At 69.5% G+C, this 21,753-nt stretch carries 18 protein-coding genes; 6 read left to right on the top strand and 12 right to left on the bottom strand.

All coding sequences use genetic code 11. From position 1 onward, the window contains the following. Positions 1-7: 7 nt before the first annotated feature. Entirely contained in the window at positions 8-2,053 is a 2,046-nt protein-coding gene (gene recQ, locus E0W80_RS16215; RefSeq protein WP_131494052.1) for a DNA helicase RecQ, read from the bottom strand. A gap of 87 nt (positions 2,054-2,140) precedes the next feature. Between recQ and E0W80_RS16210 the strand changes: the two genes are divergently transcribed. Both E0W80_RS16210 and E0W80_RS16205 read left to right on the top strand, forming a co-directional pair. After that, a complete protein-coding gene (locus E0W80_RS16210; protein WP_131494051.1) occupies positions 2,141-2,485 on the top strand; it encodes a GNAT family N-acetyltransferase in 345 nt (114 codons plus the stop codon). Beyond that, on the top strand, positions 2,482-3,399 hold the full coding sequence (locus E0W80_RS16205; protein ID WP_131494049.1) for a pirin family protein: 918 nt from the start codon (positions 2,482-2,484) through the stop codon (positions 3,397-3,399). The genes E0W80_RS16210 and E0W80_RS16205 overlap by 4 nt, the downstream gene beginning before the upstream one ends. A gap of 16 nt (positions 3,400-3,415) precedes the next feature. On the opposite strand, the gene E0W80_RS16200 is transcribed toward E0W80_RS16205, so the two are convergent. From E0W80_RS16200 to E0W80_RS16190, 3 genes are all read right to left on the bottom strand, one after another. After that, the gene (locus E0W80_RS16200) at positions 3,416-5,032 is read right to left on the bottom strand and encodes an acyl-CoA dehydrogenase family protein (protein ID WP_131494047.1); all 1,617 of its coding nucleotides are present in this window, start codon (positions 5,030-5,032) and stop codon (positions 3,416-3,418) included. Beyond that, complete coding sequence (locus tag E0W80_RS16195) at positions 5,029-5,646, bottom strand: TetR/AcrR family transcriptional regulator (protein ID WP_131494045.1); 618 nt, start codon at positions 5,644-5,646, stop codon at positions 5,029-5,031. Before E0W80_RS16195 ends, E0W80_RS16200 begins: the two co-directional genes overlap by 4 nt. A gap of 138 nt (positions 5,647-5,784) precedes the next feature. Beyond that, entirely contained in the window at positions 5,785-8,997 is a 3,213-nt protein-coding gene (locus tag E0W80_RS16190) for a S8 family peptidase (protein WP_165875494.1), read from the bottom strand. A gap of 188 nt (positions 8,998-9,185) precedes the next feature. Here E0W80_RS16190 and E0W80_RS16185 point away from each other — a divergent pair, with 188 nt between their 5' ends. The 4 genes from E0W80_RS16185 to E0W80_RS16170 all read left to right on the top strand — a co-directional run bounded on the left by E0W80_RS16185 (position 9,186) and on the right by E0W80_RS16170 (position 13,214). Beyond that, positions 9,186-9,731, top strand: a complete 546-nt coding sequence (locus E0W80_RS16185; protein ID WP_047522418.1) for an ECF transporter S component — start codon at positions 9,186-9,188, stop codon at positions 9,729-9,731. 100 nt (positions 9,732-9,831) lie between these two features. Continuing rightward, positions 9,832-11,526: an ABC transporter ATP-binding protein gene (locus E0W80_RS16180; protein ID WP_131494041.1), complete on the top strand. Its 1,695-nt coding sequence runs from the start codon at positions 9,832-9,834 to the stop codon at positions 11,524-11,526. Between the two features lie 74 nt (positions 11,527-11,600). Then, a complete protein-coding gene (locus E0W80_RS16175; protein ID WP_131494066.1) occupies positions 11,601-12,386 on the top strand; it encodes an energy-coupling factor transporter transmembrane component T in 786 nt (261 codons plus the stop codon). A gap of 9 nt (positions 12,387-12,395) precedes the next feature. After that, positions 12,396-13,214, top strand: a complete 819-nt coding sequence (locus E0W80_RS16170; RefSeq protein WP_131494039.1) for a siderophore-interacting protein — start codon at positions 12,396-12,398, stop codon at positions 13,212-13,214. A 41-nt stretch (positions 13,215-13,255) separates the two neighbouring features. Here E0W80_RS16170 and E0W80_RS16165 read toward each other — a convergent pair whose 3' ends face one another. The 8 genes from E0W80_RS16165 to E0W80_RS16130 form a co-directional block, all read right to left on the bottom strand. Beyond that, a complete protein-coding gene (locus E0W80_RS16165) occupies positions 13,256-14,404 on the bottom strand; it encodes a serine hydrolase domain-containing protein (RefSeq protein ID WP_131494037.1) in 1,149 nt (382 codons plus the stop codon). A 174-nt stretch (positions 14,405-14,578) separates the two neighbouring features. Further along, positions 14,579-15,517, bottom strand: coding sequence for a carbohydrate ABC transporter permease (locus tag E0W80_RS16160; protein WP_131494036.1), 939 nt, complete (start codon positions 15,515-15,517; stop codon positions 14,579-14,581). 2 nt (positions 15,518-15,519) lie between these two features. Further along, positions 15,520-16,425, bottom strand: coding sequence for a sugar ABC transporter permease (locus tag E0W80_RS16155; RefSeq protein ID WP_131494034.1), 906 nt, complete (start codon positions 16,423-16,425; stop codon positions 15,520-15,522). A gap of 29 nt (positions 16,426-16,454) precedes the next feature. Further along, positions 16,455-17,780 carry an extracellular solute-binding protein gene (locus tag E0W80_RS16150; RefSeq protein WP_131494032.1) on the bottom strand — a complete coding sequence of 442 codons (1,326 nt, stop codon included), beginning with the start codon at positions 17,778-17,780 and terminating at the stop codon, positions 16,455-16,457. 41 nt (positions 17,781-17,821) lie between these two features. Then, complete coding sequence (locus E0W80_RS16145) at positions 17,822-18,196, bottom strand: cupin domain-containing protein (RefSeq protein WP_131494031.1); 375 nt, start codon at positions 18,194-18,196, stop codon at positions 17,822-17,824. Continuing rightward, a complete protein-coding gene (gene lsrF, locus E0W80_RS16140) occupies positions 18,193-19,083 on the bottom strand; it encodes a 3-hydroxy-5-phosphonooxypentane-2,4-dione thiolase (protein WP_131494029.1) in 891 nt (296 codons plus the stop codon). The genes E0W80_RS16145 and lsrF overlap by 4 nt, the downstream gene beginning before the upstream one ends. A 21-nt stretch (positions 19,084-19,104) precedes the next feature. After that, a complete protein-coding gene (locus tag E0W80_RS16135) occupies positions 19,105-20,700 on the bottom strand; it encodes an FGGY family carbohydrate kinase (protein ID WP_165875493.1) in 1,596 nt (531 codons plus the stop codon). Next, positions 20,697-21,716 carry an NAD(P)-dependent oxidoreductase gene (locus tag E0W80_RS16130; protein WP_131494025.1) on the bottom strand — a complete coding sequence of 340 codons (1,020 nt, stop codon included), beginning with the start codon at positions 21,714-21,716 and terminating at the stop codon, positions 20,697-20,699. Before E0W80_RS16130 ends, E0W80_RS16135 begins: the two co-directional genes overlap by 4 nt. Between the last annotated feature and the right edge of the window lie 37 nt (positions 21,717-21,753).

Raw genomic sequence — 21,753 nt, 5'->3', positions numbered from 1 at the left:
GCAGTGCTCAGGCCGCGGCGATGACCGCGAGCACGCTCTCGCCGTAGGCCTCGCGCTTCTTCGCGCCGATGCCGGTGATGCCGTCGAGGTCTGCGAGCGACGCCGGACGATGCTCGGCGAGAGCACGCAGGGTGGCATCGCCGAAGACGATGTACGCAGGAACACCCTGCTCTCGTGCGGTCTCGGCGCGCCAGGCGCGCAGCGACTCGAAGAGCCCGCGATCCCCGGCGTCCAGCGCATCCGCGGCACTCGCCTTGCGGGCACGGCCGGACGAGACGGGACGGCCGATGGTGTCCTTGCGCAGAGGCACGGCGGTCTCTCCGCGCAGCACCCCGGCCGCCTGCTCGCCGGGGGCCAGCGTGCCGTAGTCGCCTTGGGCCACGAGGATGCCGCGGGCCAGGAGTTGCCGGACCACGCTGCGCCAGTCCTGATCGGACAGGTCGTGACCGATTCCGTAGGTCGCGAGCTTGTCGTGACCCTGCTGCCGGATGCGCTCGGTCGAGGCGCCGCGGAGGATGTCGATCAGGTGTCCGGCGCCGAACGCCTGGTTGCGCTCGCGCTGGAGTCGCACGATGGTCGACAGCAGCTTCTGCGCCGGAACGAGCCCGTCGAACGTCTCGGTGTCGTCGAGGCACGTGTCGCAGTTGCCGCAGGGCTGCGACTGCTGACCGAAATAGCCCAGCAGGTTCTGCCGACGGCACTCCACGGTCTCGCAGAGCGCGAGCATCGCGTCGAGGTGCTGCCCCATCCGCATCTTGAACGTGCGGTCGCCGGGGCTCTGATCGATGAGGCGGCGCTGCTGCACCACGTCGCCGAGTCCGTACGCCATCCACGCCACCGCCGGCTCGCCGTCACGACCGGCACGGCCGGTCTCCTGGTAGTACCCCTCCACGGACTTCGGCAGGTCGATGTGCGCGACGAAACGCACATCGGGCTTGTCGATCCCCATGCCGAACGCGATGGTCGCGACCATGACCACGCCGTCTTCCCGGAGGAAGCGGGCCTGATGAGCTGCACGCACCTCCGCGGGAAGGCCCGCGTGATACGGGAGCGCGTCGATCCCCTGAGCGGCGAGGGAGGTCGCCGTCTGCTCGACCGACTTGCGGCTGAGGGCGTAGACGATACCCGCCGCACCTTCCGGTTGCGACCGGATGAAGGCGACCAGCTGCTTGCGGGGGTCGACCTTGGGCACGATCCGGTACTGGATGTTGGGGCGATCGAAGCTCGCGACGAAGTGTGCGGCGGCCTCTCGTCCGTCCTGACCGTCGAGTCGCAGACGCTCGGTGATCTCCTTGTGCGTGGCCGCGGTCGCCGTCGCGGTGAGAGCCATGCGAGGGACCCCGGGGAACCGCTCGCCGAGGTCACCCAGCGCGAGGTAGTCGGGCCGGAAGTCATGACCCCACTGAGACACGCAGTGGGCCTCGTCGATCGCGATCACGCTCAGCGTCCCGCGTTGGAGCAGCGCCGTGGTCTGAGCGTGGGAGAGCCGCTCGGGGGCGACGTAGAGGAGGTCGAGCTCACCGGCGACGTAGGCCCGCTCGACCTCTCGGCGCTCGTCGATCGCCTGCGTCGAGTTGAGGTACGCGGCATTGACGCCGTTGGCCCGGAGCGCATCGACCTGGTCGTGCATGAGCGCGATGAGCGGGCTGACCACGAGCCCCGTGCCCTCGCGCACGAGTGCCGGCACCTGGTACGTGATGCTCTTGCCCCCACCGGTCGGCATGAGGACCACGGCGTCGCCGCCCGCGATGACCTGCTCGACGATCTCGGCCTGGTCGCCACGGAACTCGTCGTAGCCGAAGACCGTGTGCAGCGCGTCGAGCGCGGTCGCGAACCGGCTCGGGGTCGCCCGCCGTGCAACCGACGCGGGGGTCGAGGCCGGCGATGCGACCGGTGTGACGGGCCCGGACCCCCAGTCGAGGGGCGGCTCGTATCCTGCTCCCTGTGGCTCCCAATCCATCGGCTCCGGCGGGGCGGACGGCTCCCAGCCATCGTCGTAGGGCTCGTCGGCGTACGGCAGGTCCGCGTACGGGTCACGGGGAGTCTGCGGCATTCCTCCAGCGTAACCACCCCCGCCGACGCGGGAGCCCCCTTCTCCACAGGGGCGTAGGTTGGAGGCAACCCGTTCGAAGGAGCTCCGATGACCGACATCACCGTGACCCGCAACGAGGGCGAATCGCGCTACGAACTCCACTCGGGCGACGTGCTCGCCGGCTTCGCGGCCTTCGACCTCCGTGCCGGATCCATCCGCTTCCTCCACACCGAGATCGACCCGGCGTTCCAGGGACAGGGATTGGCCGGGAAGCTGGCCTCCGAAGCGCTGACGGATGCGGCCGGGCGCGGCGAGGCGATCGTGCCGCTGTGCCCGTACATCGCGAAGTACCTCGAGACGCATGAGATCCCCGGTGCCGAGATCCGCTGGCCGAAGGCTCCCGAAGGTCACGCCGGATCCGCGGGCGAGGACCCGACCGGGCGGGCGGAATGATCGGGCAGCACCGCCTGATCCTGGAGCCGCGGGAGGTTCCGCTCGGCGGTGTGCGCGGGATGAACGTGCTGCGAGCCCTGCCGCACCGGAACCTGCCCACGATCGGCGCCTGGTGCTTCCTCGACCGGTTCGGTCCCGCCGACACGAAGATGCGGGTCGAGCCGCATCCGCACATCGGGCTGCAGACCGTGACCTGGCCGCTCGTCGGGGAGATCCGCCACCGCGACTCACTCGGCAGCGATGCGGACCTGCGGCGCGGGCAGCTGAACCTGATGACGGCCGGGAACGGCATCTCGCATTCGGAGTACTCGATCGGCGACGATCCCGTGCCGCTCGACGCACTGCAGCTCTGGGTGGTGCTGCCCGAATCCGCCCGCCACGGTTCCCCCGGCTTCGAACGGCACACCGAACTGCCCGCGCTCACACTCCCTGCCGACGAGGGGGCAGCAGCCGAAGCCACCGTCGTGCTCGGTGACTTCGCCGGCGTGCGCTCGCCCGCGACCGTCCACACGCCGATCGTGGGCGCGGAGATCGTCCTCTCCCCCGGCTCCCGCGTGCCTCTCCCCCTGCGGGCCGACTGGGAGCACGCGCTGATGCTCGTCGAGGGCGATGCTGTCGTGGCCGAGCATCCTCTCGACCGCAACGGCCTGCTCTACCTCGGCGACTCCCGCGAGAGCGTCGAGGTGTCGAGCGGCGAGGGGGCACTGCTTTTCCTCCTCGGCGGCGAACCCTTCGAGGCCGACATCGTGATGTGGTGGAACTTCGCCGGCCGCTCGCACGACGAGATCGTCGACGCGCGCGAGGCCTGGGAAGCGGCATCCGACCGCTTCGGTGTCGTCGCCGGACACGACGTGCGCATCCCCGCTCCGCCGCTGCCACCCGTGCGGCTCATGCCGCGCAGCCGCAAGATCTGACGCGACACGGAGATCGTCACGCCCGGGCGGCGATGGCGGCGGCCTCGACCCCTTCGGGGAGTTCGCCGAACAGTCGTCCCATCCCCTCGCCGAGGCGCGCCGCGAGGAACCCCTCCGCGACGGCGGAAGGGGTGGTACGGATCAGGAGCGACGCCTCCAGCGACAGCGCGAGATCGGCGACCAGCCTTCGTGCCCGCGCCTCGGCCGCAGGATCCTCCGTGATGCGGCGAACGCGATCCCGCGTGCGGGCGATGTGCGCGTCGAGTCGGGGATCCTGCCCGGCGGCGAGCGCCACTTCGGCGTCGAACGCCTCGAAGGATTGCGGCTCGCGGGCCAGCGCACGCAAGACATCGAGGGCGATGACGTTGCCCGACCCCTCCCACACCGCCATGACCGGCTGCTCGCGGTAGCGCTGGGCGAGCGGGAAGTCTTCGGTGATCCCGTTGCCGCCGAGGCATTCGAGCGCTTCGGCCGCATGCGCAGGTCCGCGCTTGCAGACCCAGTACTTCATGACCGCGGTGCCGAGACGACGAAAACCGGTCTCCTGCTCGTCGGCATCGGCGTCGTAGGCGCGCGCGAGTCTGAGCGCCGCAGCGGTGGCCCCCTCGGTCTCGAGCTGCAGGTCGGCGAGCACGGCGGTCATCGCCGGCTGGTCGATGAGGGTACGACCGAACGCGGAGCGATGACGCACGTGCCAGGCTGCTTCGGCGGTCGCCTGACGCATGCCGGCAAGCGAGCCCAGGATGCAGTCCAGCCGGGTGTGGGTGACCATCTCGATGATCGTGCGCACACCGCGCCCCTCCTCCCCGACGAGGTGGGCGACGGCGCCTTCGTACTCCACCTCGCTCGACGCGTTGGAGACGTTGCCGAGCTTGTCCTTCAGGCGCATGATCCGGATCTCGTTGCGCGTTCCGTCTTCGCGCAGGCGCGGGAGCAGGAAGCAGGAGAGGCCGCCCGGCGCCTGAGCGAGAACGAGGAAGGCGTCCGACATCGGCGCGGAGCAGAACCACTTGTGCCCCGTCAACGCGTAGCGTCCGCCCCCGAGCGGCGCGGCGACGGTCGTGTTCGAGCGCACGTCCGAACCACCCTGCTTCTCTGTCATGGCCATGCCGAACAACGCGCCCGGCTTTCCGGGGGACAGGGTGGAGTCGTATCGGGTCGACAGGAGTCGCGGCATCCACTGCGCGGCCAGGTCCGGCTGCGCGGCGACGACCGGCACGACGGAATGCGTCATCGACACCGGGCAGGCGTGCCCGGGCTCGACCTGGGCGAACAGCATGAACGATGCGGCACGAGCGACGTTCGCACCGGGCCGCGGGTCGGCGAAAGCCGAGGTGTGCGCCCCCGCCGCGACGGCCGCGCCGAGCACGCGGTGGTACGACGGGTCGTAGTCGACCTCGTCGATGCGGTGCCCCCAGCGGTCGTGGGTGCGCAGGACCGGCTTGTTCCTGTTGGCCCGTCGCGCATCCTCCTGGAACTGCTCGCCACCCACACGGACGCCGATCTCGTGCAGTCCCGGGTGCGCCCATGCGGCGTCATAGCGCTCGACCCCCTCGACGAGCGCCGTGTTCGTGCCGTACTCGTCCACGCCGACGCGCTCCGGCGCCTGATTCGTGACCTGATGCGTGCTCATCTCTCCCCCACAGCGCGCAGACACAGGGCCGTGATCGTCGCCACGACGGACTCGGGGTCGGGTGCGTCCTCGACGCCGGAGACCGGGGACAGTGGTCCGGTGAGCGCCTCACCGATCGCGCCGACGAGTCCCGCCGCCGTGATCGCCGGATCCTGCGGAGCGAAGACCTCAGAAGCGATCCCCTGTCGGACGATCTCATCGAGCAGGGCAGCGTAGCCGCGGCGGTAGGCGAGGCGCTCCTCATCGACGGCGCGGCCGACGGGTTCGGCGAGGAGCGCCCAGGCCAGTCGCCGTCCGCGGAGTGCGCGCGCCGCGAAGGTCTCGATCAGAGCGACCAGACGCGCACGAGCATCATCGGGCGCGGCGTGCACCGCATCGTCCACCGCCGTCAGCTCGGCCCCGGCGCACTGTCGGAAGACATCGGCGAGTAGATCGTCGACGCTGTCCACGTAGGTGTAGAGCAGGCCCGCGCTCATTCCCGCACGAGCGGTGATGGCCTTCACGGTCGCCGCGCCGAAGCCCTCCTCACGCACGATGCCGCTCGCGGCCTCACGCAGTTCGCGACGACGATCTCCGGCCACGACGTTCACTCGTCGGCGTCTCTGCTCCGCCATCTCGTCTCCCCACCGGATGCGACTGTTCGAGTCGACTGAATCATGATTCAGTCGACGCTGCAAGGCGCTTCCGGACGGAGGCCCGGACGCACACAGCGCCCCGCGGAAGGGAGACCGCGGGGCGCTGTGCTGTGGGGGCTACTCCGGCTTGGCCGTCGGCGGAGCCTCCGTCTCGGGCGCCTCCGTCGGCGGCGCGTCCGTCTCGGGCGCCTCCGTCGGCGGCGCGTCCGTCTCGGGGGCCTCCGTCGGCGGAGCCTCCGTCTCCGGTGCGTCCGTCTCGGGCGCTTCGGTCGGCGGGACCTCGGCGTCGGGCGCTTCACCCGCGGGGACGGTGACCGTCACCAAGGTCCGGACTTCGGAGTCGCCGTAGCGGACCAGCCCCAGGTACCGAGTACCGGCCGTGAGGCCTGTCCAGCTGAGCTCGTAGCTCGTCTTCTCGCCACGGACGGCGGCGATCGGGTTCGGGGTCGCGGCGAACGCGCCCTCTCCGCCGGGCTGCACGTTGGCGTAGGTCATGTCCCACGTCATCGGACCCGTCGTCGAGTACATGTTCGCGACCACGAGGTAGGTCCCGGCGGTCGGTGCGGGGAGCGTGACCTGCTCGTCCGCCGAACCGGTCGCCGACTGCCACCGCTCGTAGTACCGCAGGTCGTCCGGGCTCACCACGCGGTACACGGTGAGGTCCAGGTCACTGCCGTCGTCGTCCGAGGAATCGAGGTCGAACCGCGAGAGGGTGGTCCCCTCCGGTACATCGACGATCCACGCCACGTCCTTGTTCGCGTCACCGGAGTTCTCGTCGCCCGAGTGCCCCTCGACCGGGTTGTCCGGGTCGCTGAGCAGGTCGAAGGCGGTGAGGCCCGAGAGGTCGAGCGCCAGGTCGCCGTCGAGACCGGGGGTGATCTCGACCGCCGTGCTGCCGTCCGCTCCGGTACCTGTGACCTCGGCCGGAGCATCCGCCGTCACCGGGAACACCGCGATCGGGGAGCGCACCGTGTTCTTCTTGCTCGTCCAGGTCAGCGTGCCGGTGGCCCACTGCTCCACCGGAGCATCGGTGTTGTCGAACGTGACCGTGAAGGTCTTCGTCTGCCCCGGCTTGTCGAAGGTCAACTGCGAGGGCGTGACCTTCACGTGCACTCCGGGGACCGAGGCCTTCGCGGTGAACGTCCCCTTCTGGGTCGATGTGACCGACCGGGTGACGGTCTGCGCGCTGGCCAGCGAGCCGATCGAGATCGATGCCTGGTTCAGGTCGCTGCCGTCGATGGGATCGATGCCGGGGAAGTCCGACAGACCCTTCCCGTCGAGGAACGCCGCCCAGTCCTTCACCCCGTTGAGGTAGAGCAGACCCGGGTTCAGGTACCGCGTCGCGTCGACCTGTCCCGCGCCCTGTTCGAACGGGTTCGTGTTCTTCGATCCGTCGGGCAGGACGGTGTCATAGGCGGTCGTCATCATCGCGGAACGGATCTCCGCCGGCGTCGCCTTCGGGTGCTCACCGAGGTAGAGCGCTCCGAGACCGGCGACGTGCGGTGAGGCCATCGACGTGCCGGAGAGGATGCCGAAGGTCGGCTTCTCTCCGGGGGCGTTGTTCGTCGCCGCGAGGATCGCGACACCGGGGGCCGCCACGTCCGGCTTCAGCACATCGCTGCCGTCGGCGAGCATCGGTCCGCGGCTCGAGAAGCCCGCGATCTGCGGCGTGGGGGTGGTCACGCCCGTCGTGTTCTCGCCGACCAGCGTGATCGGCCGATCGACGCCACCCTGCACATACGCGAGCACGGCTTCGCGGTACTCGGCGTTGAGGTGGACGGTCGGCACGGCGTGGAAGTCGTTGTCGAGCGAGTCCGCTCCACCGGGCACGTTCACGAGAACCATGCCGATGCCGCCGGCATCCTTCACGACCTGCGACTTCTCGGCACGTGCGTTGCTGCCGCGGTCGCACACGACGATGTGTCCGGCGACCTTGGCCGGGTCGAGGGTGCCGGGCAGGCAGAGCTGCGCGTCGACCGCTCCCGCCGCCCCGGCGTCGACCGCCGCGATGGACGGGCCGGTGACACTCTCGCCGAACGGCACGCTCACCGACGCTCCGGCCTGCTCGAACCCGTCGAACTGCACGGTGCCCTCCCAGGTGGGGATGGTGGAGGCGGCGACCGTCGTGTACCAGGGCGAGGCGTGGTCGGCGGTGACCGGGTCCGGACCGTCGTTGCCGGCGCTGGTCGCGACGAAGACACCCGCGGCCGCGGCGTTGAAGAACGCGAGGTCCTCCGGAGCCATCACGGTGCTGGCGGCACCGCCACCGATCGAGTAGTTGATCACGTCGACACCGTCGGCGACGGCCTGGTCGATCGCGGCGACGAGGTCGCTGAGGGCGCAGATGTCATCCGTGGTGACCGCAGGGTCGGGACCGACGTAGCAGGCCTTGTAGGCGGCGACCTTCGCGCCCGGCGCGACGCCGGACACCGTTCCGAAGTCGACATCCTCGATGGAGGCCTTGACCTTGAAGTTGCCCGCCGCGGTGCTCGCGGTGTGGGACCCGTGACCGTCGCCGTCACGCGGCGAGAGGTAGTCGTACTGGAAGTCGAAGCCGGCGGCCTCGGCTCCGGCGTAGAAGTACTGGCCGCCGATCAGCTTCGAGGAGTAGTCGCGCTTGTCCCAGTCCTGGGCTTCGACCATCGCGGACTGGAACTGGCCGCCGTCGGACTTGTCGAAGTAGACGTACTTCCCGTCGGTGTAGGGCTGCTTGCCCTTGTGCCGGTCGTGCTGCTTCTTCTGCTTCTTGAGCTTCTTGCCGTCGAACGAGGGGTGCTCCGGGGCGATGCCGGTGTCGATCACACCCACCACGACGCCTTCTCCGGCCTTGTCTACGCCTCCGGTCTGCTGCCACACGCCGCCACGGCCCTTGCGGTCGTCGCCGAGACCGAGGAAGTCGGTCGACGTCTGCGCATCCGGGTGACGGATCTCATCGGGGTACACGCCCAGCACATCCTTCGACGCACGGAGCGCATCGACCTGTTCGCCACTGAGGTCGGCGCTGAACCCGTTGAGCACGACCTGGTAGGTCGTGTCCGGGGTGACGCCGATGTCGCTGACGAGATCGGTCTGCTCGGATTCGAGGTGCTTGACGTACCGCTGCGAGTCCTGCGACTGCGTCTCGAGCTGCTCACCCTCGGCGGGTTTCGTCGCCTTCAGGCCCTTGACGTCGCCCTCGTAGGTGGCGAGGGGGTCTGCTTTCATGACCACGATGTAGTGCCCTGGGGTGCCGGCGACCGGAACGGGGTGCGTCACCTCCTCGGTCGCCGCGAAACCGGTGGTTGCCGTGGATGCGATGAACAGCGTCGCCAGGGTGGTGGCTGCTGCCATCCGGAGGGGTGTTCGACCCATGTGGTGCTCCCGATGATCACGATGCAGCCGCGTTGCTGCACCGCGGCCAACATAGCCCCGCTCCTCACCTGCGGAGACAGAACTGGTCGATGGTCGAATCCGGCTTCGCCGATACGCCAGGATTTTGCACGGCAGGGCTCCCGATAGGTCGACAGTAAGCTGGAGACGTGGCCCGCACCTCCGTCCTGACGACTCGCGTCCTGCTCGTCTGCGCAGCGATCGGCGTCGCGACGGGCATCCTCGCGGGCATCGCCGGATGGGTGACGCCGGTCCTGCTGGCGAGCCCTCTGCTGTTTCTCTACGGCCTCGTGCTCGGCTCGCACGTGCTCCCGGGGATCATCGCCCAGGAGGTGCTGCGCCTTCCCCTCGTCGCCCTGATCACGCATGTGTTCGCAGCGCTGATCGCGAGCGCCTTCAACCCGGCCTGGGCTCTGCGGTTCATCGGCACGGCCCTGCTGTTCGGCCTGATCCAGGAAGGAGTGGCTGCGCTCACGCGCTACCGCTCCTGGGGCCCGTGGCGCTTCTTCCTCTCGGCCGCGATCATCGGGATCTTCGTGGCGGTCGTCGTGTTCTTCGCCGCCCATCTCTCGGTCATGCCGCTGTGGGCGCAGATCCTGTACCTCGCGATCTCGGTGCTCGGCCCGGTCGCCTGGACCGCGATCGGGCTCGCCATCGGTTCGGCGCTGCGCCGCGCCGGAGTCGCCCGACGCTGACCGGGCTCGATCCGGCGCACTGCGTCACCCCCGCTCGATGGCGGATCAGGTAAGGCTCAGCTAAGTTAGAAGTCCACGATCCGACGACCCGGGACCCGCCGTGCGCCCATCCGCGCCTCTGCTCCGCGTGCGTGACCTCTCCCTCACCCACGCCGATGCCGCGCACCCCTCCCCCCGTGACGTCACGTTCGACATCCACCCCGGCGAAGTGGTCCTGCTGCTCGGACCGTCCGGATCCGGCAAGTCGACACTGACCCTCGCGCTCAACGGTCTGATCCCGCACGCGCTGCCCGCGAGCATGGTCGGCACGGTCGAGGCCGGTGGCATCGACTCGGCGAGCGCGGAGACCGCGACACTCAGCACGCAGGTGGCGATGGTGTTCCAGGATCCGGACACGCAGATCGTCACGGGCACGGTCTACGACGAGGTCGCGTTCGGACCCGAGAACCTGCTCCTCGACGTCGACGTCGTCCGCGACAGGGTCGAAGCCGCTCTGCGGCGCGTCGGGCTCTGGGATCGCCGCGACGAGAACCCCGATCACCTCTCGGGGGGAGGGAGGCAGCGACTCGCGATCGCCTGCGCCCTCGCGATGGGTTCCCCGCTGATCGTGCTCGACGAACCGACCGCCAACCTCGACCCGCAGGGCATCGACGACGTATACACGGCGCTGGCGGATGTCGTCGCCGCCGGTGACCGGGCGATCCTCCTCGTCGAACACAACCTCGATGCAGCGATGGACTTCGTCACCCGCACGCTCGTGCTCGACCGCGAAGGGACGGTCGTCTTCGACGGCCCCGCGGCGGAGATCATCCGCGAGCACGCCGACGAACTCGTGTCGATGGGCGTGTGGCTTCCGGGAGCCACGCTCGCCGCACTCCGGCTGCGGGACGAGGGCCGGAGACTCGATCCGCTCCCCCTCACACCGCACGAGCTCGCTGACGCGCTCGCCCAGGAGGCACCACACTCCCCCGCGACGGCGGCGGCCATCCCCGCACCGCGTGAAGAGGACCGCGATGCACGCGCACACACCGGCCAGGAGATCATCCGCGCGCGCGGGCTCTCCGTCAAGAAACGGCGCACCGAGATCCTGCACGGGATCGATCTCGTTCTGGAGGCGGGGAGCCTCACGGCGATCGTCGGGGCGAACGGAGCGGGCAAGACCACGCTGATCCAGGCGCTCGCCGGCGTCGTGCCGCCGCCTCGAGGCCAGGTCACGGTCGACGGCATCGACCCGGGCGTCGCCTCACCACGTGACCTCGCCGCACGGGTCGGATTCGTGTTCCAGAACCCGGAGCACCAGTTCATCGCGCACACGGTGTTCGACGAGCTGGCTCACGGCCTGCGACTGCGCCAGGTTCCGGACGCCGAGATCACCGTGCGCGTCGACGACATGCTCACGCGCTTCGGGCTCGCGCACAAGGCGGAGGTGCATCCGTTCCTGCTCTCCGGCGGCGAGAAGCGGCGTCTGTCGGTGGGCACCGCACTGATCACCCGGCCGCGGGTCCTCGCTCTGGACGAGCCCACCTTCGGTCAGGACCGCGCCAGGGCGGCCGAGCTCCTCGACCTGCTGCAGGAGCTGCGCACCGAGGGCACCACCATCGTGATCGTCACGCACGATCTGCAGCTCGTGGCAGAGCACGCCTCCCACGTCGTGGTGCTCGCGGGCGGGCGGGTGCGAGCGAGCGGCCCGACATCGACACTGTTCCAGGACGAGCGGCTGCTCGCCGATGCGGGGCTCTGCCTGCCCGCTCTGCAGCGTGTCCTTTCGTCTGCCGGGCTCGGGGTGCACCGGTGAGCGCCGAAGCCACGGACCGCGTGGTCCCCGGCACTGCGGCCGCCACCGGTCCGGGTTTCGACCCCTACGCCCGGATGACGGCGTCCTCCCCGCGGCAATTCCTCTACGCCCTGAACCCGCTCGCCAAGGTGGCCGGGTTCGCGCCCGCGATGCTGCTGCTCGTGTTCGTCCGCGACCTCGCCACCCCGGCCGCGTTCCTCCTGCTCGCGTATGCCCTGATCCTGCTCGGCGCGCGGCTGACCGGACGCCTCCTGGCCCTCCTGCTGCTCGCCCTCCCCGCCGGGATGCTGCTGATCGGTATCGGCTTCTCGGTCTGGGTCGACACCGCGATCGTCGCCGACACCACCCCCGTCGTGCGCATCGGCGACTGGACGCTCTACAGCGGTGCCCTGCTGCTCGGCTTCGCCACGGCCCTGCGTCTGGGCGCCATCGTCTCCCTCGCCCTCGTCGGCGGTCTCACCACCAGCGGCCCCGACCTCGTCCGTGCCGGCGTGCAGCAGCTGAGGGTCCCGTACCGGATCGGGTATACGGCGCTCGCAGCCTTCCGTTTCGTGCCACGGTTCGGACACGAGCTCGCCGTCATCCGGGCGGCTCATCGGGTGCGCGGCTACCACGGCGGACGCGGACCCTTCGCCCGCATCGCCCGCGGCTGGGGTTACATCGTTCCGCTGCTCGCCGGCGCGATCCGCCACGCCGAACGCGTGGCCCTGGCGATGGACTCGCGGGCCTTCGGCGCGCACCCCACCCGCACGGAACGACACCTGGTGCCGTTCCGCACCCGGGACACCGTCTTCACCGCGGCGATGCTGTTGGTCTCCGCCGCGCTCTTCGTGGTGTTCTTCCCCTGGCAGCTTCCCTGAAAGGCGCGCATGGCATACAGCAAGATGGTCAAGCCCGAGAGCGCCGAGCTCCTCCACCTCACGGTGCTGCGCACGCAACGACTCTCGGCGCACTGGTCCCGGGTGACGCTCGGCGGTGGTGAGATCGAGAAGTTCCGCCCGATGGGGTTCGATCAGTGGTTCCGGCTGTTCCTGCCGATCGGTGGCGACGCGGGACTCGACCGCGTGCCCGCGAAGGCGAACAAGATGTTCGGCTACCTGAAGTTCCTGCGCATCCCCGACGACGAGCGCCCCGTGATGCGGAACTACAGCGTGCGCGCCTACCGCGCGGCCACGGCGGACGCCGGTGCGGAGATCGATGTGGACTTCGTGCTGCACGGATCGGCGGCAGGGGGCACGGCCGGCCCGGCATCGCACTGGGCCGAGACCTGCCAGCCGGGCGAGCACGTGCTCATCATCGACGAGGGGCTCACCTTCAACCCGCAGCGCGGCACCGAACGCGTCCTCCTCGTCGGCGATGAAACCGCCCTCCCCGCGATCGCCTCGATCAGCGCATCGCTGGCGGAGGACGCCGCCGGCACCGCGATCGTCGAAGTGCCGTCCGACGAGGACGCCCTGCCGTTCCCGCATCCTCCAGGGATCGAGATCGTCTGGCTCGTGCGTCCGCACGACACGGCTCCCGGGGTTCTGGCTCTCGAGACGCTCAGCCGTACGGCGCTACCCGCCGCTCCGTTCCACGCGTATGCGGCGGGGGAGCAGGCACTGGCCTCCGGGGTCCGCAAGCACCTCGTCGGCGAACGCGGGGTCGACAAGAACGCGGTCAGCTTCTGCGGCTACTGGAAGCGCTGAATCCCCGCTGCGCGGCCGGCGTGCGGGATCAAAAACGCGCCTCAAGTGCTTCCCGCAGGGGCGTTTTCGATCCCGCACGCGGGGTCAGCGACCCGCTGGACGTCTCGGAACAAGCCCATGACCTCCGGGCCCATCTCGACCTGGCTCAGCACGATGCCGAACGAACCGTCGGGGTCGATCCAGAAGTCCGTGCCCTGCCCGCCTGACCATCCGTAGCGACCGGCGTTCGCCCCGGAGGTCTGCATCGCGACGCCGAACCCCCACCCCGTGCCGTCCCAGAACCCCGGGAAGAAGCTGTCGTCGGTCTTCGCGCTCGCAGGCACCTGGTCCGTGCGCATCTCCGTCAGCAGTTCGGGGTCGAGGACGACCTTTCCGTCATGCCGTCCGCCGGTCGCCAGCATCCGCGCGAAGGCCGCATAGTCGGCAGCGGTCGACACGAGTTCGGAGTGACTGAGGTCGAAGGGCGCCGGCGCGACCGAGAAACCCTCACCCGCAGGCTCGACCTCGACCAGTCCGCCCTCCGTGTGCCGGTTCGCAGCGGGCAGCCGGTGCGCCTGCTCGAGCGGAACCGTGTACCCGGTGTCGACCATGCCCAACGGCTCGAAGAGGTCACGCCGAAGGTGCTCCTCCAGCGACCCGTCGACCACGCGCGAGAGGAGCACCCCGAGGATGCCGAAGGAGTGGTGGTAGCGCCACCCGGAGCCGGGTTCGAACGCCAGCGGAAGTGCGGCCAGCGCGTTGATCCACTCCGGAGCGCCCATCGCCACCGGCTCCTGCCCCGCGGCCGTCCTGTTCCCGATCATCGCCATCGCCAGCGGAGACGGCACGACCTGCACGCCGTACCCGGAAGTGTTGGTGAGCAGATGGCGCAACGTGATGGGTGTCGTCGCCGGACGGACATCGTCGATCGGCGCGTCCGGCGTGCGCAGCACCCGGCGGTCGGCGAGCTCCGGCAGCCAGCGCTCCACGGGATCGTCGAGTCGGAGGCGCCCGCCCTGCACGAGACGCAGTGCCGCAACGGCGAGGATCGGCTTCGTCATGGACTGGATGCGCACGATCGCATCCGCCGGGAGATCACCGGCCGTGACGATCTCGGTAGACCCGTCGGGGGCGCCGAGCACGCCGATGATCCCCGGTGCCGTGCCGCGCGCGACGTGCTCATCCAGGATCTCCAGGAGCGAGGTCGTCATGCCCTCGATTCAACCCGGCGACGGCGGCCTTGTCCACGGTCCGCCCGCGCGTGCGGGATCAAAAACGCACCCCCGGAGCATTCCAGAGGTGCGTTTTTGATCCCGCACACACGGTGACGCGGTGACGCGGCGACGCGGCGACGGGGCGACACGGCGACCGGGCGATGGGGCGAGTTACTTCACGCTGCCCTGAGTGAGACCGCCCACGAGCCACTTCTGCAGGAACAGCGCCAACAGGTAGATCGGGATCAGGCCGGACAGGCTCGCCGCGGCCATCTGCCCGAACATCACCTCACGGCCGCCCTGCATCAGGGCGATCCCGACCGGAAGCGTCTGGGAGTCGATGCTCTGGGTCAGCAGCAGCGGGATCAGGAAGTCGTTGTACGCGAGGATGAAGACGATGATCGAGACGGCGACGATCCCCGGTGCGGTGAGCGGCAGGATGACGGACCAGAGTGCGCGGAGCGGGCCACAGCCATCGATCTGAGCCGCCTCGTCGACCTCGAAGGGGATAGCTCGGAAGAAACCGTCGAGCAACCAGACGGCCACCGGCGTGAGCAACAGTCCCTCGACGATGCCGAGGCCCAGCACGGAGTCCATCAGTCCCGCAGAGCGCACCAGCACGAAGAGCGGGATGATCGCCACGACCGGCGGAGCGACGTAGGCCGAGACGATGAGCCCGAGGGCCTGCTTCCCTCCGACGCGGAGTCGAGCCATCGCGTAGTTCGTGGGGATCGAGACCAGGAGCGCCACCAGGACCGCCACGATCGCGGCGCCGAACGAGTTGCGGAGGTACGTGAGGATCGGCCAGTTCTCGAACGCGGCGACCCAGTTCTCGACCGCGAGGCGAGAGGGGAGGATTCGCGTCGACAGGATGTCGTCCGGGCTCTTGAAGGACATTCCGACCATGTAGAGCACGGGCAGCAGGGCCAGAGCGATCGAGACGACGATCACGACCCACTTGACGGCGGTGACCACGACGGACGGACGCCCCGGACGCGACGTGCTCGAGGTGCGGACCTTCGGGCGACGACGACGACGCGCGTCGGGGACGACGAGGGTTTGCGTCGCGCTCTCCTCGGTGCGGGCGGGGACGCGGAGCGTGAGGGACATGATCAGCTCTCCTTGTGCAGGCGCTGCCGCACGGCGTTGAGCGGCAGGATGACGATGGTGACGAGCACGAGGAAGGCGATGGTCTGAGCCGCGGCCGCTCCCACGTCGAACGTCTGCAGGCCGGTGCGGTAGATCTCGAAGCTGCTGACGGTGGTGTCGAAGCCCGGTCCGCCGCTGGTCATGATGAAGACGAGGTCGAACACCTTGAAGGAGACCACGAGCTTCAGCAGCAGCACCGTGATCAGGCTCGGAAGCACCAGGGGGAAGGTGATGCGCCAGAACGTCTGCCACACACCGGCGCCGTCGACCTGCGATGCCTCGTAGACCTCCGTCGGGAGCGTCTGCAGCGCCGCGAAGACCAGGAGGACGCAGAACGGCGTCCACTGCCACGCATCCACGAAGATGACGGAGATCATCGCGGCAGGGCTCGACCCGAGGAACAGGAACGGATCCGACCCGGGTGCGAACGACTGCCCGATGTTGTTCAGCAGGCCACCGGTGGGCGCGAGCATGAGCTTCCAGATGACGCCCGCCATGACGGGCGGTGTCATCAGCGGGAGCAGCAGGAGCACCCGGATGATTCGACCGCCCTTGACGGCCGCATCGAGCGAGAGTGCCACCGCGAGACCCGCGACGAGCGCGATGACCGCGGACGGGATGGCGAACAGGAGCGACCTGCCGAGGGACGGGATGGTGACCCCGTCCCCCAGCATCGCGGCGAAGTTGTCGAACCCGACCCATTCCGAGAACGGCCGCCCCAACGACGACTCCGAGAAGGAGGCAGCGATGATGTACGCGAGCGGGTAGATCGCGATGATCACGATCGCGATGACGGCGGGCGCGAGCAGGGCGCGCCCCGTCCACGACCCGCGCCGGGCGACGCGACGGCTTGCGACGGGCTGCGACATGAGCGGTCCTTTCCGGGTTCGACGAGGGGTCAGTCGGCCAAGGACTGCCAGGAGTCCCAGGTCTGCTGCATCGCCTGTTCGGCGGTCAGGCCGCCCTGCAGCATGAGCGCCAGGTTGTCGCTCAACGACTGGATCATCTCCGGCGCCTGCGGCGAGGTCGGCCACGACTGCGCGTTGGGAAGCACCTGCGCCGCGACGGCCGACACTTCAGGGGCGAACTCGATGTACTTCGCGCTCTCCAGAGTGGAGGTGCGGGTCGGGTCGACGCCGGAGCCCGTCGTGGTGATGAGCTTCTCGTTGGTCTCCTTCGACGACGCGAAAGCCACGAACTGCTTGGCCAGGTCCTCGTCGGCGGCATTGGGGCTGATGCCCATCGCCCACCCCGCGTTCAGGGCTCCGGAGACCTTGCCCTCCGGCCCGACGGGAAGGGGCGCGACGCCCCAGCCGTCGACGATCTTCGACTGCTCGGGGTCCTGCGCGAAGACGCCCAGATCGGTCCAGAACTCGATCATGCCGACGGATCCGGAGAGGAACTGCGGGAGGGCCTGCTCGAAGCCGATCTCCAGCGGACTGGGCAACGCCGACGGCGCCGCATCGAGCATCGACTGTGCGGCCGCGACCGCGTACTCCGTGTCGAGCTGCGGCATCTGCGGGTCGATCGGATCGGGCGACATCGTGGCGAGACGGTTGAAGAACGTCGAGCCGATGTTGAAGGCGCTCTTGGAGCCGAGCAGCGCATTGCCGTACACGCCGTTCGCCTTCTCGGCATCCGTGATCTTCTTCGAGACCTCGACGTACTCGTCCCACGTGGTCGGGACCTCGACGCCGTTCCGTTCGAAGATCGCCTTGTTGTAGAACAGCACGTGCGTGTCACCGTCGATCGGCAGCCCGTAGGTCGCGCCCTCGTACTGCGTGTACGGTCCGAAGATCGCCTCGATGAAGTCGGAGGAATCGATGTCCTCGTCAGAATCGACCCAATCGGTGATGTCGGCGAGCGCACCGGCATCGGCGAGCGCGCCGACCGACGTGTACCAGTACTGGATGACGTCGTAGTTGTTCGTCCCGGACTGGGCGTCCAGGATCGCCTTGGTCTGGATCTGGTCGTAGGGCACGACCTCGACCTCGATCTCGACGCCGGTCTCAGCCTCGAAGTCGGCCTCGAGGATCTTGCCCGCGCCTTCCTGCGGGGCGGCGATCAGGACCTTGAGGGTCTTGTCGCCGCCGTCGCCGGAGGAGCCGCCGGAGTCGCCGGCGCATCCGGCGAGAACGAGACCCAGCGTGGATGCCAGAGCGATGACGGGCAGAGCGCGCCGAGTGAGGCGAGCGGATGATGAGGAGCGTCTTTGCACACTCATGGTGCTGTCCTTTCGATGTTCTTCGGGTGGGGGAGGAAAAGTCAGACGGTCGGTGGTGCGGCAGGGGTCCAGGGTCGATCGACCTTGTCGCCGTCGACCCACGGCGTCTTCACGAACACGGCGCGGAAGACCTCGTCGAACGGGTTCCGCACGAGGTGCTCCTCGTGCGGTGCGGCCCGCAGCACGTCTCCGGCTTCGACGACGCGACGGGTGCGGCGGTCGAGCCAGATCTCCGCACGTCCTTCGAGAACCACGAACGACTCGGTGTGGTGTTCGTGAAGATGGTTGGCGAACACGTCTCCCGGACGGAGCACGACCACGCCGAAGGCGGCGTCCTCGTCCTGTGCCAGGTAGCCGGGCCCCCAGTCGCCGAAGCGCAGGTCGGCCTCCGCGGCCCGCAGCACCTCGGCGCTCATGCGGGCACCCGTGTCTCGGTCGCCTCGCGGAACAGCTCGTGGGCATCCACGGGATCGACGTCGTCATGGACGACGGCACGGACGGCGAGCATCATGGCCGCGGGGTCGGCGCTCTGGAAGATGTTGCGCCCCATGTCGACACCGGCGGCCCCCGCACGCACCGCGTTCGAGGCCATCGTGAGGGCTTCGAGCTCGGGCAGCTTCTTCCCGCCCGCCATGATCACCGGGACCGGGCAAGCGGCGACGACGTCCTCGAACCCCTCCTCGCAGTAGTAGGTCTTGACGAGCTGCGCTCCCAGCTCGGCGATGATGCGGGTGGCGAGGCCCAGGTAGCGGGCGTCGCGCACCAGCTCCTTGCCGACCGCGGTCACACCGAGCACGGGCACACCGGCCACGTATCCGTCGTCGACGAGCGTGGTCAGATTGCGGATGCTGCGGCTCTCGTGCTCGCCTCCGACGAAGACCTGCACGGCCACGGCATCGGCGTTGATGCGCACGGCATCCGCCATCGCCATCGCCGTGTACTCGTCGGAGAGGTCCTTGAGGATCGACGGCCCGCCCGAGGCTCGCAGCACGAGCCCGGCCCGGGTCGCGGGTGGCACGGAGGTGCGCAGGGCGCCGCGGGTGCACATGACGGCATCGGCGTGTTCGGCGAGCGGTGCGATGTTGAGGTCGATGCGCTCGAGGCCGGATGTCGGCCCCTGGAAGTACCCGTGATCGAACGCCAGCATGACCGTGCGTCCGGTCTGGGGGTCGAGGATGCGCGAGAGGCGGTTCTGCATGCCCCAGTCGAGGTTCGCCGCGCCGCGGATGTTCTGGGTGAACCGGGCGGCCGGCGTCTCGACGTGGAACTTCTTCGCTGCGGCGTTGCCTTCGAGGTCTGCCATGGTGTCTCCTTCTGGTGGTCGTCAGCCGGCGTGGCCGGCGTGCGAGAGTCGGGTGGGAGGAAGGTCGTGAGGGGCGCGGGCGGCCCCGGGAGGGGTGAAGAGCGGATGCAGGTCGGGCCCCGAGATCGAGAGCACATCCCGGTAGACGCGATGCCAGCGCTCGGTCACGGCGCGATACCGCTCGTGCTCTTGCGGGTCGACGTGCTCGACACGATCGGGGTCACCCATCGGGGGCAGGTCCGCACCCACTCCGCGCGCCGCCAGACGTGCCGCCCCGTAGGAGGTGGCCTCCGGCGCCGGGGTCACCCGGGTGTCGAGTCCGGTGACCCCCGCGATCACGCGCGGCCAGAGCGCACCGGCGCTCGAACCACCGGTGAAGGTCACGGTTCCCTCGGCGAGGGCTCGACCGCCGGTGAGCGAGGCGAGGATGCCGAGGTGGGCGTTCGCGACGATGGCGGCCGATTCCTCGATCGCCCGGATGAACGCGCCCCGTGACGAGTGCGCGGCGTCGTTGATGTCGAAGCCCACGAAGGCGGGCGCCGCATGATGCCAGGCATCCGCCTGCATGACGTTCGCCATGGTCGCGACCACCCCGTTCGCGCCCGCGGGCACCTCGGCGGCCCAGCCCTCCATCACCGCGAACGCCGACGTACCGGCTGCTCGACCGAGATCTGCGGCATCGGGGCACATCGCATCGCGGAACCACCGCATGGCGAGCCCGGAGAGGAAGCCGATGCCCTCGACCATCCAGCTGCCGCGCTCGACATGGCAGAGCGTGCGCAGTCGACGCTCCGGATCGATGAGCGGTTCGGACACGACGGCGGTCGTCTGCCAGAAGGTTCCGGCGACGATGGTCGGCACCCCCTCCCTGGCGGCGATGCCGTGCAGGGCGAGCTGGGTGTCAGCGCCTCCCGCGACGACCGGGGTCCCGACGGCGAGTCCGGTCGCGGCAGCGGCGGCGGGCGTGACCGCACCGACGACGTCTCCGCACTCGACGACGGGAGGAAGGATGCGACGGTTCACCCCGACCAGGCCTGCCAAATCGTCGGACCAGTTCCGCGCGCGGAGATCGAACAGCGCCGAGCTCGAGCCGCTGGTCGGCTCCGTCACGAACTCTCCCGTCAGGCGCGTCGTGACCCAGTCGCTCAGCATGCCGAGATGCTGGGCCTGCGCGAACAGGTCGGGCTGGTGCCGGGCGATCCAGCGCAACCGGGCGGGCGCGGTGATCGACACCCAGTCGCCTGCGGTGCGATACACCTCGTCGGCGACGCCTTCGGCGACCAGTTCATCGGCCTCGATCCGTGCCCGACCGTCGGTGTTCGGGCAGGCCCAGAGCTCGCGTCCCTCGGCGTCGTAGAGCACGAACCCTTCCCGCATGCTCGACGCAGCGACGGCGGCGACGCGTCGATCGCCGAGCCGCGCGACCACCTCGGCGACGGCGTCCGCGATGGCGTTCCATCCGCCTTCCGTGTCGAAGACGGTGCCGCCGGGGTGGCCGGGCACGGCCGTGTGCGTCCATTCACGAGCGGCGCGCGCGACGAGGCGCCCTTCGATGTCGAAGGCGAGCGCCCGTGCCGAACCCGTGCCCGCATCGATCGCGAGGAAGACATCGGTCATCGTTCCCATCGGAGGCTCCCGTCCGTCAGGAAGCTCTCGACCTCGGCGGCGAGCATGTCGGCGCCGCGGGCGAGGGTCTCGTTCGTGGCCCCGGCGAGGTGCGGGGTGAGGATGAGAGAGGGCTCGGCGACGAGCTCGCGCCAGGGCCCGTCCGGCTCGTTGACGTCGAGCGCGGCACCGGAGAGTCGGCCGCTGCGCAAGGCGTCCAGGAGAGCCCCCTCATCGACGAGGGACTCCCGGGCTGTGTTGATGAGGAACGATCCTTCGGGCATCCGGGCGAGCTGCGCGGCACCGATCATGTGGCGGTTCTCGGCCGTGGCCCGGGCGTGCACACTGACGACGTCGCTGGAAGCGAGCAGCGCGTCGAGATCGGAGACGATCGTGGCATCCGTCACCGAATCCGGATCGACGAAGGGATCGTAGGCGGTGATGGTCGCCCCGAGGGCCCGGGCGCGGGCGGCGACGAGCCGCGCGACGTTCCCGTAGCCGATCAGTCCCAGCCGGAGGCCCTTGACCTCGCGGCCGAACCACCGCGCACCCTCGAAGGTCGACTCGGCGAGCGGGCGTCCATCGGCCACCCGCTCGTCGACGTCACGCAAAGACGCCGGCACGTTGCGCACCAGGGAGATCAGGAAGCCGATGGTGAGGTCGGCCACGGCATCCGCGTTCTTCCCCGGCGTCGTGGTGACCCGCACCCCTCGCTCACGCGCGGCATCGACATCGACGTTGACGGGTCCTCCGCGAGCGCAGCCGATCAGACGCAGGTCAGGGAGTGCAGCGAGCACCTCAGCGGTGACCGGTGCCGCATGGAAGGCGATGATGTCGTAGCCGCGTCCGAGGCGTGCGACCTCCGCCGGGTCGCCCTCGTACTCCCGGATCGAAGACGTGTCCCACGTCGGCGTCGTGATCGCCATCGTCGCCTCGTCGACGTCGATGCCCCGCTGCGCGAACGCGCGGGTGAAGATCTCGGCGGTCATGTAGCTGTCGCCGATGACGAGGATGCGGTGTTCGCTCATGTGCAGGGCTCCCGGGGGAATTCGATGGGTGTGCGGG

The organism is Microbacterium sp. PI-1, from assembly GCF_004337555.1.
GTDB lineage: Bacteria > Actinomycetota > Actinomycetes > Actinomycetales > Microbacteriaceae > Microbacterium > Microbacterium aurugineum.
Note: the sequence above shows the minus strand (reverse complement) of the source record. Positions and strands in the feature narration are given on the sequence as shown.